Here is a 14,272-nt window from a genome sequence, read left to right on the forward strand (position 1 = left end):
CCTCCGCGCGATCATGACGATCCAGGCGATCCGGGCCCCGACGAAGGGGGACGGTGGGGAGTCGGACTGTGCCGGCTCTCAGCCGACTGTAACGCACCACCCACCTTTTCCAACCAGGCAGTGTTCGGAAAAACGACTTTCGTCTCAGATGAGCTCGGCCAGGGCACCGCGTACGGCGGCCAGGCGCTGAGCGGCGATGTTCTCGTCGTAGGGCAGGTGCAGTCCGCGGCACTCAGCGGCCAGCTCGGCCAAGGAGCGGACCTCGGGGAAGCCGCGCGAGGCGAGCTGGGCGACCTCATCAACAACCGGCGAGCCCGAGGAGCCGGCCCCACCACCACGCAGGTCGACCCACTGACCCAGGCGCCTAGCCGCGCGGTCCAGGCTGGAGGTGACCGTGTGCAGGGCGTCGTTGAGCTGAGCGACCTGACCGCTCACGGCCCGCAGCACGGGGTCCAGTCCGCGGAAGCCGGACTCGAGCGCCTCGCACAGGTCCGTCAGGGAGTGCACGGCATCCACCTCGCTGCCGTCAAGGATGGACTGGGCGAAGCGCCCCACCATGAGGGTGAGCAGGCGCATGAGGGCCACGGAGAAGCGCAGCTCGGTGACCGACTGGTGCAGGACCTTGAGCCGCGAAGGCAGTCCGGTCAGCTCCGATCCCGCGGCCCCTGTGAGCTCGGCGATCCGCTCGGCGAGCATCTGCGTCTTGGTCTGGGTGCTGTTGCCGACGTCGTGGGAGACCAGCTGACCGATACGACCCACCCGCGCCTCCACCATCCGAGCGGAGTCGTGAGTGGCCTCCATGGTGGTGATGAGGCGCAGGTACTCGTCGAGCTCGAAGACCAGGGCGTTGGTGTCCTTCTCCATGGCGGCCACCGTGTTGAGGATCCGGGCCACGGCGCCCAGGCTCTCGGGAGCGACCGCCGGCACGCGCACCCCGGAGTTGACCAGGGCGGCCACCTCACGCGGCAGGGTCGCCAGCGTCATGTCGTGCAACGAGGAGAAGCCCAGGGCCGTCAGCTCCGCGGCCAGCTCGCGACCACCGAACTCGCCGAGCTGGTGGCGCGAGGCGCCCCGGGCCTCGAGATCGCGCTCCTTGGCACGCACCCGGCGGTAGGCCTCCTCGACCTTGTCCCGGGTCACGGCGTCCATCGGTTTGATCCGCACTGAGAGGTACCCCTGACGCAGCGGCACGATCGTGGCGAAGACCCGGTAGTCCAGACCGTCCACCGCGCGGTTGGTGATGTAGCCGCAGGCCGGACGCTGGGACTGCAGATCGTCCCAGATGAGGCGGAAGAGGCCGGCCGGCATGTCCAGGTGACGAATGATGTTGTGCGGAGCCCCGATGAGACGTTCACGCGAGTAGCGCGAGAGCGTATCGAATGTCCGGTTGGTGTTCTTAATAACACCTTTGAGGTCCGTGGTGGAAAAGAAGATGTCCTGTGGATCGAACAAGCGCTCGTACCCGACCTGCGATTCCATGGGTGCTCTCCTTCATGGTAGATGGTTCGCGGGAGCACCTCGTCGAGGACCATTTCCTTAGCTCCTCGCACAGTGCCGGAAAAACCTTAATGACACGCGCGGGCCCGCGGAAGACTATTTATGACATTGTCACCAATGAGGTGGAATCTATATTGTGGATTATCACCAACTACTCCCCCAGGCGGCTCAGACTCTCGCGGACCGTCGCCACCCGCTCACGGATGACGGACTCGTCCAGGGTCACGACGACGCCGCGAGCCTTGGCGGCCAGCTCGGCCAGCGAGGCCGTCTCCGGGAAGCCCTGCTCACCCACGGCGATGGCCTCCTGCAGGGCGGCCTCGGCGTCGACACCCTCGACGAGAGCCTGGGCCCCCTCATCCTGAAGCGCGCGGATCCAGCGCTGGAAGGGCCGCTTGACACGGTCGAGGTTGCTGACCACGGAGCGAAGATCGCCCTCCAGGCGCTCGGCCAGGTTCGCCGCCTCCTGGCAGGAGGGCACGAGCTCCTCCAGGTCGGAGAGCATCGCCTCGGCGAGGTCACCGATGGCGTCAGCGGACTCCCCCTCCTGACCGTCCAGGACGGCGGCGGCGAAGATGCCGGCCATGAGGGTGTGCAGACGCATCATCGAGCTGCGGAAGCGCACCTCGGAGGCCGCCTCGTAGAGCGCCACCAGGGAGGAGTTGAGCTGACGGAGCACCTCGACGGCCTGAGCCCCGCGCTCCTTGACGCGCTCGGAGACAGTGGGGACGGAGGACTCGCCGTCGGGACTGGTCACCTCCTCCATGAGGGAGCCCACACGGTTGGCCCGGTCAATGACCGAGCGCACTCCGCCGGCCCAGGAGCCCAGGCCGTTGATGAGCTCCTGGTACTCGCCGAGCTGGTAGATGAGCTCGTCGGTGTCCCGCTCGATCGCCCCGACGGCCTGAAGGACGGCGAACATGGGATCGTCCGACTCGGCGCGCGGCGGCACTCGGACGCCCTCGACGACCAGCAGCGCCAGCTCGCGCGGGAGGGCGGCCCGGGCGAAGTTGTGCAGGTCGTGGTACTGGAGCCTCGCCAGCTCCTCAGTCAGCAGCGACGCCCCGTGCTCGGCGACCTCCCGGCGTCCGTGGCCCTCCTCGGCGTAGGCGCGCTCGGCGGCCCGGACGCGGGCGTAGATCTCCTTGACGGGGGTGAACATGGCGTGGTTGGTCGGGCGCACACGCACGGACAGGTAGCCGTCGGTCAGCGGGGCGATCGTGGCGAAGACCCAGTAGTCCAACCCGTCCTTGGCCCGATTGAGCACGTAGACGCAGGAGGAGCGCCCCTGCTCGAGCTCATCCCACATGAGCTTGAAGGCTCCAGCGGGCATATCATCATGCCGAATGATGTTGTGCGGAGAGCCGACGAGCTCCTCGGCGCTATGACGGGACAGCGAATCGAAGACCCGGTTCGTTCTGCGAATGACGCCCTTGGTATCCGTCGTTGAGAAGAACAGGTCCTCGGCACCGAAGCGGCGCTCGTTGCCATCGACGTATTCCATGACTCTCCTGCTGTTGCTGTATGAGGGAAATGAGGTCGGCGCCGGCTCACCGGCGGCGACACACTGGATGAGGAGACGGCTGAGATACCACTGGGCCGCTCTCTATGGGGCTACGCTACGGAGTAACGTTCTGGTGCACACGAATGTGGAGATCAACAACCAAGACGCATGACCGCATAAGCATGTCACAGCACTCGCGTCACTGCGTCACCGTTCGGTCTCAGATCGGTAACACAGTCGAGACACAGGTTGCGCTGTGGTCGAGCACAGCGCCTTCCTGTTGAATAGACGACGTGACTAACGCCCCCACCGAGAACCTCACCCGCGCCGATGGCTCCCCCTTACGCGTCCTGGTCGTCGACGACGAGCAGATGCTCGCCGACCTGCTCGCCTCCGCCCTGCGTTACGAGGGTTGGGAGGTCACGACCGCCGGGACCGGGATCGCAGCCGTCCGCTCCGCCCAGGAGATCGACCCGGACGTCATCGTCCTGGACATCATGCTGCCCGACTTCGACGGCCTGGAGGTCATGCGTCGGGTGCGTGGCCACCACCCGAATGTACCGGTCCTGTTCCTGACGGCCAAGGACGCCGTCGAGGACCGGGTGGCCGGGCTGACCGCCGGCGGCGACGACTACGTCACCAAGCCCTTCTCCCTGGAGGAGGTCGTGGCCCGGCTGCGCGCCCTGCTGCGCCGCTCCGGGGCCAGTGAGGAGAAGCCCGCATCCCTGCTGGAGGTCGGGGACCTGCGCATGGATGAGGACTCCCACGAGGTCTGGCGCGGTGACGACGAGATCCAGCTGACCGCCACCGAGTTCGAGCTGCTGCGCTACCTCATGCGCAACCCCCGCCGGGTCCTGTCCAAGCCGCAGATCCTGGACCGGGTGTGGAACTACGACTTCGGCGGCCAGGCCAATATCGTCGAGCTCTACATCTCCTACCTGCGCCGCAAGATCGACAAGGGCCGTGAGCCCATGATCCACACGATGCGCGGCGTCGGATACGTCCTCAAGCCGGTTGCCGGCACGGACGAGCGCGCCTGAGCACCCGCAGATGTCCCAGCAGCCAGCACCGACCAGGTGGCGGATGAGCCTGCGCTCGTGGCGGCCCGGCTCATTGCTCACGCCTCCTCGCAGTCTGCGCACCCGGCTGGTGGTCGGGGTGCTCGGGCTGGTCCTGGTCATGGCGGCGGTCATGAGCGCCTTCTCCACCGTCAGCCTGCGCCACACCCTCATGACGCGGACGGACAGTCAGCTGATGGCGGCCGCCCAGCGCGCCGCCGACAAGCGCCACGACCTGACGCAGGAGGCCAGGAAGGCCTCCGAGGAGACGGCCCAGGAGGGCGCGGAGAAACCCGACGGCCAGCCCGACGGGACGGGCGGGACCGACGGCGCCCCCGACAAGCAGGGGGTCCCTCCCGGCCTCGACGCCGCCGGGCAGTCCACCGGCACGCTGACGCTCATCACCGCGCAGACATCGGCCGCCGGCAGCGAGGCCGCCGCCTACATCGACAAGAACGGTCACTACGCGGCCATCTCCAAGGAGGACTGCCGGCTGCTGCTGTCCGAGGCCACCGAGGACCACCCCGTCACCGTCCACCTGCACCACCTGGGCAGCTACCGGGTGGTGGCCACGCGTGACGAGGCCTCGGGCAGCACGGTCATCACCGGGCTCTCCTTGGAGGGGGACAAGGCGCTCATCCGCACCCAGCTGCTCATCGAGCTGGCGGTGGCGCTGGTGGGAGCCCTCGTGGTGGCCCTGGCCGGGCGGACCATGGTGCGTTCCTCCTTGGCGCCCCTGGAGCGGGTGGCCCGCACCGCGCACCGCGTGGCCTCTCAGCCGCTGGAGCGCGGCGAGGTGAGCATCGAGGACCGCGTGGAGAAGGCGGACCTGGACTCCTCGGCCGAGGTCGGGCAAGTCGGCGGCGCCCTCAACACGCTGCTGGGGCACGTGGAGTCCGCCCTGGCCGCGCGCCAGCGCTCAGAGACGCAGGTACGCCAGTTCGTGGCCGACGCCTCCCACGAGCTGCGCACACCACTGGCCTCGATCCGCGGCTACACCGAGCTCATCCGCCGGGAGGGGGCCGATGCCGACCTGCCGGAGGAGGCCACCTACGCCCTGGAGCGCGTGCACTCCGAGTCGGTGCGGATGACGGCCCTCGTCGAGGACCTGCTGCTGCTGGCCCGCCTGGACGCCGGGCGCGAGCTGCGCCGCGAGGAGGTGGACCTGGTCGGCCTCCTGGTGGACACGGTGGCCGATGCCCGTGCGGCCGGCCCCGACCACGACTGGCAGCTGGACCTGGCCGTCCTGGAGCCGCCGGCCGACGCCACTGCCGAGGAGGCCGAGGACTTCCTGCCTGAGCCCCCACTGGTCATCGGTGATGAGGCCCGCCTGCGTCAGGTCATCGTCAACCTTCTGGCCAACGCCTGGGTCCACACCCCCGCCGGCAGCCACGTGACCACGACACTGGCGCGCGAGGGCGGCACGCTCATCGTGCGCATCCACGACGACGGCCCGGGGATCGCTCCGGACGTGCGCGAGCGCCTCTTCGAGCGCTTCGCCCGGGGGGACTCCTCACGTGAGCGGCGCACCGGCTCGACGGGCCTGGGCATGTCGATCGCGCTGGCGATCATCCAGTCCCACGGCGGCCGCATCGACGTCGACTCCTCCACCGCTCCCGAGGACCACGGGACCACCTTCACCGTCAGGCTCCCGGCCGCCACTGTCGAGGATTAGGGTCCAGAACCCACCCCTCAGGGCCGGCCACTGCACGAGGGCCGGGAGCCACTAAAAGAGGGTCGGCTGTACTCCACGCAGGTCGGGCCTTCGTGCAGTACGCACAACCCGTGGCCAGTAGGTCCCGACTTTCGTGGAGCGGACAACGAACGCCCCTCGGCGAGGGCTCACGTGCTCGACGGCGTCGAGTGCCCGTCAGTCGCGATGGCGGGGGTCGTGCTTGCGGCGGGTGCGGCCCCAGTCGGTGAGTGAGACGAGCGCGGACAGGGACAGGCAGGTGACGCCGACGACGGCCACAGACCCGGTGGCGTAGGCACCGAAGAGCTGCCAGCGCGAGTCCGGACCGTCCAGGTGCCGCCACACCCAGGCCCCCAGACCGAGCGCCCCCAGGGTGCACACGATGCCGGTAACGGCCAACAGAATGTTGCCGACGAACTGGTGCCACAGACGCGGCCCGGCGGCCGTCACCGGGATCGTCCCCACGGTGGTCAGCTCGGGCACCTCACCGGAGCCCTCCTCCCCGGTTCCCTCGCGCAGGGACCAGGGGGCGCGCCAGGCCCCGCCGGCCACGGCGAAGGCCCCCCAGGCCACGGGCACGAAGATCCCGGCCAGGACGTCGGAGGGGCGGTGCCACTGGCACACGAGGGTGGAGTAGCCCATGGCGATGGTGAACAGCGCCCCCGCCCAGGCCGACAGCGGCCGCCAGCGCCGCCCGGACAGCAGGATGAGGGCGACCGCGGCGGAGGCCGCCATGGTCGTGTGCCCCGAGGGGAGGGTGTTGGCGTTGTCCCAGCGCTCGGTGATGTTGAAGTCGGGCCGCCACAGGAACTGGTACTTGAGGATCTGGGTGGTCAGGTTGGCCCCGGCCACGGCGACGACGGCCCACACGGCGCGCCGGTGGCTGCGCCGCAGCAGACCGATGACGAGGATCGTCACCACGAGGACGACCGCCGCCGGCATGGACACCACGGACAGCAGGGTGCGGGCGTGGGCGCTCACGTAGTGCGAGCCGATCTCCGAGCCCTCCAGGGCCATGGCGTCAAGAACCTGGCCGGTGTGGGTGAATACGAACAGTCGCCACAGGCCGAGCGTCGCCGCCAGGCAGGACAGGGACAGCAGACCTCCGCGCAGACGCAGCTGTCCCAGGGAGCGGGAGGTCTGCGTCTGGAAGGAGGCCACCGGCCGATCGTAGGTTCTCGCCCGCACCATCCAATAGGAAGTCAGCAGCGATTCCTGTGCGGGACTGCTCACGGCTCGTGTGCCTCCACGTCGCTGAGCGGGTCATCGACCGGTGCGCCGGCGGCCTCGGTGATCGGCCCGTCAGGGGGCTGCGCCCCCGGGGGCCGGCTGCCGGTCCCTCCGAGCCGCGGCGGCCGAGTCCTTGGCGGCCCGTCCACCGGCGCCCCGGGAGCGCCGGCGACGACGCATCCACCACAGGCGCACGAGGATGCCGGTGACGATCGTCAGAATGACGACGACGGCGGCGATGATGGCCTTCATCCAGGTCTGCATGGGGGCAGGCAGGGCCTTGGCCTCCTCGGCCGCGGCGGCCGTGGGGTCCATGGGGACGCGCTCACCGGTGACCAGGAGACGGTGGGAGTTGACGCCGTAGGGCGTGCAGGTGATGAGGGTGACCAGGTCGCGTCCGGGGACCTTGCGCAGGGAGTCGGTCTCATCGGGCTTGACGACGGTGATGTCGGTGATCTCGTACTTGAGGGTCTGCCCCAGGGAGGAGATGTAGAAGGCGTCGCCCTTCTTGACCTGGCTGAGGTTGTCGAACATGGTCGCGGTGGACAGCCCGGTGTGACCGGTGAGGACTGCGTGGGTGGAGGGGCCGCCGATCGGCAGGCTCGTGCCGAACAGGTGCCCGACCCCCTCCGCCAGGGTACGGCTGTCGGTGCCGTGGTAGACGGGCAGGCTCACGTGGATGGAGGGGATGACGATCCGGGCCATGACCGGGTCGATGTCCATCTCATGGAGGTAGGCCTGGTACTGGGGGGTGTCGGGACGCTGCAGCTCGAGCCAGGGGTCGAGGATCGGCGCGCTCTCCAGGTTGTTGTTGTAGGTCTCGGCGGAGGCGCGCTCCGCGGCGATGGCCTCCGGCCCGGCCGCGTTCACGGAGGCGGTGTACATCGTGGCCAGGCGCTGCTGCTCATCGTTGTTGTGCCGAGTCGCCATGACCGGGTACAGGAGAACGGCGACGCCGAGCAGGACCAGGGCCAGTGGGAGCCAGGTCAGAAAGTGCTCGCGCAGGACCTTGCGGCGGGCCGCCTCGTCCGGGCCGGTCCCAGGGGAGACCGGTTCGCCCGGGCCGGGCCGCGGAGCCGCGCCGTCGGGCCCCTTCTCGGCCCGGCTCATGCAGGGCCGGGTAATGCGGTCGCGAAGTAATGGGGGTAGCGCTGTCACGGAGAACCGTGCCTTCCTTCGTCGGGTTGTCTGCGGAGCTCGCTGTGAGGGGCGGATGGGGATCGGTGGCGGGTTACCGATGGGGAGGGAGGATCCCTGCAACGCCCCGTGGGGGAGACGGGTTCTCCCGCCTCCCCCGCAGTGAGCAGTCAGCAGGATGACGACCGGATGGGGCTCGTCGCCCCGTGGCCGTCAGGAGCGGTCAGTGCCTGGCGGCGTGACGGCGCTTGTTGGCGTAGGCGGACACCGCGCCACCGATCACCAGGAGGGCGCCCGCGACCGTCAGGAAGATGACGCCGTTGGCACCGGTGAGCGGCAGGCGGAAGCCGGCGTTCTTCGGCACGTCGGTGACGGTCACCGCGGTCGCGGCCTTGGCCGTGGCCTTCTCAGCCATGACGCGGAAGGGGATCGGGTCGGCCTGGAGGTTGTAGCCCTCGGGCGCCTTGGTCTCAACGAGGCAGTAGTGGTCCTCGGCGGTCAGCTGGTCCTGGGACTTCGCCACACCGTTGACGTAGTCGTTGGCGCGCAGGTAGTTGATCTCCACGACGCCCTGGCCGGAGGTGGTGAAGGTCTTCTGCCCACCGATGGTCAGCGGGTCGACGGTCGAGGTGCTGGGGTCGGCGTCACGCAGTGTGGCGCCGCTCGCGGTCTTGGTGCACTCGTAGACCTGGAACTGGGCGCCGTTGTACGTGGTCTTGTCGGCCAGGTCGTCCGTACCGGTCTTGGTGACGACCACCTTGCCGTACTTGGACAGCGCGGGGGTGGTGGGGATGCCGGGGACCTTCGTGCCGGGGCGGTTCGGGTCCCAGGTGAAGTTGGGGCTGTCGTTGGGGATGAGGCCCGCGGTGTTGGACAGGTCTCCCTCCAGGTCGACGTTGGCGTCGAACGTGGCGGTCAGGGTCACCTGGATCTTGGTCTCGCCGTTGCCGTTGTAACGAGCCTCGGAGGCCTTGCGGCGGCCCTCCTCGGTGAGCTGGATGGTGGCCCAGTTGTGGTCGGCGCCATCGGCGGTGATGAGGGTGTAGTCGGTGGTGTTCGCCAGGGTCATCCCGTTCTGACCGACGATCTTGACGACCGGGGTGAGGGCGTCCTTCTTGATGCGCTTGTCGAGCTGGTCAACGACCTCGTAGCGCTTGATGCGCGCACCGCCCGGGTAGTCCACCTTCGGGATGGAGGTGGTGATGGTGTAGGTGATGTCGTGACCGGAGCCGGGGGCCGGCTTGTCCGTCACCTGCTTGTCCACACCGGAGATGGTGTTCTTGGGGTAGACGTGGACGTTGTAGTTCCACGCGGTGGTGTCCTGCGGATTGGTCATCGGCAGGGTGACGACGAAGTCCTCGGCGGGGATGACCTTGTCCGGGGTCCTGGTCTCGCTGACGAGGTAGGCGCCGACCTCGGTCTGAGCGTCGGTGAAGGCGGCCAGGCCATCACCACCGGTGGTGATCTTCTGGACGGTACCGGACTTGAAATCCTTGGTCTGGGAGACGTCGCCCTTGAGCTTGGCCAGGGTCTCCCAGCCCTCGGACGTGGTCAGGTCCACGCTCAGCTTGGTGATGGTGAACTCGACGCCGGAGACGGGCTTGCACTCGGCTGCAGGGTCCTCGTTACCGTCACCCTCCTTGACGCCGTTGGTGTCGGTCTGCTCGCACTTGTGGATGGTCAGCGTCGTGGCCGCGTCGGGGTCGATGGTGGAGCCGTTCGGGTCAGCGGGTGCCGCCGCGCCGGTCGGGGCGACGAGCGCGCCAGCGGCGAGCGTCATCGCAGCGGCGAGGCCGAGGCCCCGGCGCGTGGTGAGGGAGTGCATTTCTGTTCTCTCCTGTGTTGTTGGGATGGATGAGGGATGAATGGGGTGACCCGCGCGCGACGGAGCGGAGTCGTGGGTTCTTCTCGCGATCAGGCCGAGCGCCCGAACGAGGAAGTCTTTCGTTGACGTAGCGCCAGCAGGCCGGCGCCGGTAATGGCCGCGATCCCGACGGCGATGTTCATTCCGATGCCGCGTCCGCCGGACAGCGGAAGGGTGCCGACCTGGAGGTCTCGGACGGTGATCGTGTCCTCGGACTTGCTGGCCCCGCTGCGCGAGACCGTCAGTGCCGAGCCGTCTGGAGTCGCGGTGATGATCTCGATGCCCGTGTCGGTCACCTTGAAGCGGGCCGGCTTGGCCATGAGCTGGTGCCCGGCGGGAGCCTTGGTCTCCACCAGCCAGTACTCGCGGTTGATGGCCAGTCCCGTGGTGGTGAAGGTTCCGGTTCCCTTGCCGCCGGTGAAGGTCACACCGTTGGTCAGGGGCTTGGCACCCGGGGTGGAGGGGTCCATCGGGTAGATGTCGAAGGCCGCGTCATCCAGGGGGCCCTGACTACCGGTCTTGACGATCGACAGGACGCGCTTGCCGGCATGGGGCGAGACATTGGCGCAGGCCACGTCGTGGTCGGGCCGGGTGTCGGAGTCCTTGCCCGCCTGAGGAACGACCTTGTTGTACAGGCCGTGGCCGGGAACGAGGCGTGCCTTCTCCGTGGTGCAGGACAGCAGGTCATCGCGGTATCCGGAGGCCGACGGGTCGATCTTCACCGTGAAGGTGACGGTGTAGCGGATCGTCATGCCCGAGTACAGCTGCTCGTTGTCGGACAGGCGGTAGGAGCCGTCGGGCTGGGCGGAGACCGTCCGGGCCGGCCCCGTCTCGCGCTGCACCTTGACCAGGGTCGGGTTGAGCCCGGGGGCGAAGGAGGGCTTGTCGTCGATCGGCCCGGTGGACGCGGTCAGCGATCCCTCGTTGGTCACGCTCGCGGTGTAGACGACGTCGAAGGTCGAGCCGTTGCCCGGCTGAGTCGTGACCTCCTTGGAGAACCTCAGCCTGCCGGAGGTGGACAGGCAGCCGTGGTTGTTCCCCCCGCCGTCGGTGTCGCCTTCCATGGCGATGGTGTTGACCAGGCCGGAGGGCTTGCCGTCGGCGCGCTGGTGACCGCACTGGAAGTCGGACTCGTTGTAGCCCGGGGTGCTCTCGCGAACGGTGAAGGTCATCTGTACCGTGAAGGTTCGGCTGCCGCCGTCGGCCCCGGTCCGGGGAGCGGCGGCGAGGCTCTCTCCGGTGCCCGCCTTGATGAGGGTGATCGAACCGTTGAGGGTTCCGGTGGTGGGGTTGATGGTGGGAAGGGCGACACCCCGGGCGTCGACGCCCTTCTCCAGGATCCGCACCTTGTGCAGGTAGGTGCCGGCGGGCATCTGCGGGGTGTCGGTGAGGTCGGCGACCACCGGGCTGGCAGCCAGGGAGGTGTTGGTGACCGTCACCGTGTAGCCGGAGGTGAAGGTGCCGTCGCCATTACGGACCACGTCGAGCGGGGTCTTGGAGGCCTTGAACCGGGGGCTGATGGGCAGGGTGCCGCAGGCTGCGGCCTCCTTGGGCTGCCCGTCGCCCTTCGTGGTCACCGAGGCCTTGTTGTAGACGGCCTTGCCCTGGCTGACGGCTCCGGGGGTGCAGGTCCCCTGGACACCGGGCAGTCCGGCGTTGGGACCGGAGACGTTGAGCACCACCGTGTAGATGTGCTTCTGGCCCGCGGGCAGGGTGATGCCGGTCTTGGTGTAGGCGACCCCGGCCTGAGGCGTCTCCGTGCCGGTGATGGCACCGCCGGAGATGCTGACCTTGTGGACGGTGACCCCGCGGGGAGCCTGCCAGGCGTCGTTGAGGTCGTAGGTGAGGCCCGCCTTGGCGGAGGGGTTGGTCACCGTGATGGTGTAGGTCTGGTCGAAGGTGGTGCGGCCATTGACCTTCTCGGCGCTCTTGGCGACCTTGGTGAAGGTCTTGGCGATACCGGCGTGCGGGAGGACGGAGTTGACGACCTTGATCCTCACGGCGCCCTGCGTGGAGTCGGGGACGGTGAAGGTGACGCCACCCGCGTTGTCCCTCGTCGGGGCCACGGCGGTGGAGGCGACCTCCTTCTCATGGTCGCCCGGGCTGGTGACCACCTTGAAGGCGGCCGGGTGCTTCCAGCTGAGGCTTCCACCGGCCGGAGAGCCCGGCTGCTTGAGCCCCCTGGCGTCACGGGCGTCCTCGGTGACGGTGCAGGTGGCGCCCACGCGCTGGGCGGGCAGGTCCGCGGCGTTGCCCTTGGCGTCCACCGTGATCTTGCCGGCGGAGATGGCCTTGCCGCCGGGACCCGGGGTGCAGGTGTAGCTCAGGGAGTAGGAGCCGGCCGTGGCGGCGTCGGAGGCTCCGTCGACGGTCTTGACCGCGCTGACGGGAGTCTGCTGGGGCTTCTGGTGCACGACGCAAGTGACGTTCCTGCCCTCGCCCAGCACGAACGTGTTGTCGCTGCTGACGGGCGTGTCACTGCCATCGTCATCGGTGCAGACCCAGGGGCCGTTCTGCGAGTAGTCCTCGGGGCCCTTGCCTGCGGAGAGGACGTAGGTGCCGCCGGCGGTGTAGACCTTGCTGACGGCGGGTGTACCGCTGGCGCCGGTGATGGTCTTCTGCCCGAAGAGACCCTCGGTGGCGGGCTTGGCGGTCAGGGTCCACTGCTCGGGCCTGGCGTGACCGACGTCGACGACGGCCACGAGGGTGACGCGCCCGCGGCCGACGACGTACTCGTTGTGCCAGACGCACTTGACTGCGACCTCGTCCTGACGCTCAGCGAGCTGGGTCTCATCGAGGCGGATCGTGCGCTTGTCGAGGTCCACCGAGTCGGACTGGTCCAGGCGGGTGGTTCCGTCACGGCGCAGCAGCGGCGCTCCCCGAGTCCCCGCCGTACAGGTGACGTTGCGGAGGAACCAACCGGATGTCCGGACATCGCCGGTGTTGCGGTCGACAACGGCCTGCGGGTCGGCCTGCGCCTCCTGAACCGTGGCGGCGTCGTTGGGGGCCAGCAGGGTGTAGGTCCGCGGGTCCACGGCCTCGCCACTCCAGGTGGGGGTGAGTCCGGAGGGGGTGCCCCAGTTCTCGTGACCGTAGGTGCCCTCGGGTGAGGCGTTGAGGTAGGTGAACTGAGGAATTGTCAACGACCCGTGGACGGATGGGTCGGCCTTGATGTCCTTGGCGAAGGTGACGGGGCGCTCCTGCTCCAGGGAGCCGTAGAGGCACCCGTAGGAGATGGACTGCTCTCGGGTGATGAAGCGCTCCTCAAGGCCTGCGGACTCAGCCTTGGACAGCTGGGCCTGACAGTTGTCGGAGCTCCCGTTGTTGACGAATCCCCAGAGCTTCAGCTTGTACCTGATGCCGGTGCTCGGGTCGGTCCAGGCCGTGTCCGAGCGGTCGGACTTGATATCGAGGATGTCGTCCGAGCAGCTGCGCCCATTTTTGTCCGTGTAGTCCTGGGACATATATCCATCGAATCGCACCAGACGGTTATTCTGGTACATATACACGTAGTTGCGCCCATAACGTCCAACATTTCCCCTGGAGTCATAGGCATAAGAAGTCGGGATCACCTCCCCCTCCCTGCCGTAGTCTCCAACGATCAGCCTGCCGTCGGAATCGATCTTTCCAGTGCAGGTGTTAATCGTGTCTTTTTCCACCCAGGGGAAGTTCGCCTCGATCGTTCCGGCCGTCCGAACAGTGAAGCTCCCGTAGTAGGCCGTCTCCGGCCTGGCCGGGTTGGTGACCGCGCTGGTATCGGAGTAGATGGGACGGTTGACGTGCCTCATCATTCCGACAAGAAAAACCTGGCCAGCCTTGACGGATGTGGTGTTGGATGGCTGGAACCCCAGGGAGGACTGACTGCCCCAGGAGGGGTCCCCCTCGAAGCCCGGGCAGCTCCCGCCGAGCTCCCGGCGCCCGTAGCCAACGGTGGCGTAGGATCCGCTGCTCCCCTTGACCACACCGGTGGAGTAGTCGCCGCCGGCGGGCGAGTAGCGGATGCAGGCCCGAGTGGCGGCCCATTGCCACGGGAGCGCCGAGTAGTAGTAGCCGTCCGCCCAATCGGCAATGACGTCACTCCCCTCGGTGTTGCGCACGTACGCGATCTGCACCTCGGTCTCCCCCAGGGGGACGCTGAGGTCGCTCGTGGCCGCATCCACAGACGGCACCAGCCACGGAAAAGCCACCATCATTACCGAAACAATGGCAACAGAGCTGAACGCGGCAAAGAATTTGCACAGAATTCCGTCGTGCCCGCTTCGCGAGCACCTTGATATGCGGGGCATGCC

8 protein-coding genes are annotated in these 14,272 nt (G+C 68.1%); 2 read left to right on the top strand and 6 right to left on the bottom strand.

Annotated features, from left to right (window positions below; translation table 11 throughout):
• Positions 1–144: 144 nt before the first annotated feature.
• On the bottom strand, positions 145–1,479 hold the full coding sequence (locus tag BKH28_RS04390) for a diguanylate cyclase (RefSeq protein ID WP_075417658.1): 1,335 nt from the start codon (positions 1,477–1,479) through the stop codon (positions 145–147).
• Positions 1,480–1,648: 169 nt separating this feature from the next.
• The gene (locus BKH28_RS04395; protein WP_075417659.1) at positions 1,649–3,001 is read right to left on the bottom strand and encodes a diguanylate cyclase; all 1,353 of its coding nucleotides are present in this window, start codon (positions 2,999–3,001) and stop codon (positions 1,649–1,651) included.
• Positions 3,002–3,294: 293 nt separating this feature from the next.
• Here BKH28_RS04395 and BKH28_RS04400 point away from each other — a divergent pair, with 293 nt between their 5' ends.
• Positions 3,295–4,041 (top strand): response regulator transcription factor, encoded by a 747-nt coding sequence (locus BKH28_RS04400; protein ID WP_075417660.1) that lies wholly within the window; start codon positions 3,295–3,297, stop codon positions 4,039–4,041.
• A 10-nt stretch (positions 4,042–4,051) separates the two neighbouring features.
• On the top strand, positions 4,052–5,734 hold the full coding sequence (locus BKH28_RS04405) for a sensor histidine kinase (RefSeq protein ID WP_178388826.1): 1,683 nt from the start codon (positions 4,052–4,054) through the stop codon (positions 5,732–5,734).
• A gap of 195 nt (positions 5,735–5,929) precedes the next feature.
• Here the strand turns inward: BKH28_RS04405 and BKH28_RS04410 are convergent, their stop codons facing one another.
• The 4 genes from BKH28_RS04410 to BKH28_RS04425 all read right to left on the bottom strand — a co-directional run bounded on the left by BKH28_RS04410 (position 5,930) and on the right by BKH28_RS04425 (position 14,143).
• Positions 5,930–6,913 carry a phosphatase PAP2 family protein gene (locus BKH28_RS04410; RefSeq protein ID WP_075417738.1) on the bottom strand — a complete coding sequence of 328 codons (984 nt, stop codon included), beginning with the start codon at positions 6,911–6,913 and terminating at the stop codon, positions 5,930–5,932.
• 141 nt (positions 6,914–7,054) lie between these two features.
• Positions 7,055–8,092, bottom strand: coding sequence for a class C sortase (locus tag BKH28_RS04415; RefSeq protein ID WP_256695478.1), 1,038 nt, complete (start codon positions 8,090–8,092; stop codon positions 7,055–7,057).
• Between the two features lie 250 nt (positions 8,093–8,342).
• Positions 8,343–9,944: a SpaH/EbpB family LPXTG-anchored major pilin gene (locus BKH28_RS04420; RefSeq protein ID WP_075417662.1), complete on the bottom strand. Its 1,602-nt coding sequence runs from the start codon at positions 9,942–9,944 to the stop codon at positions 8,343–8,345.
• Between the two features lie 89 nt (positions 9,945–10,033).
• Entirely contained in the window at positions 10,034–14,143 is a 4,110-nt protein-coding gene (locus BKH28_RS04425; protein ID WP_256695479.1) for a SpaA isopeptide-forming pilin-related protein, read from the bottom strand.
• Positions 14,144–14,272: the final 129 nt, after the last annotated feature.

Origin of the sequence: Actinomyces oris, from assembly GCF_001937665.1 — a bacterium.
Lineage (GTDB): Bacteria > Actinomycetota > Actinomycetes > Actinomycetales > Actinomycetaceae > Actinomyces > Actinomyces stomatis.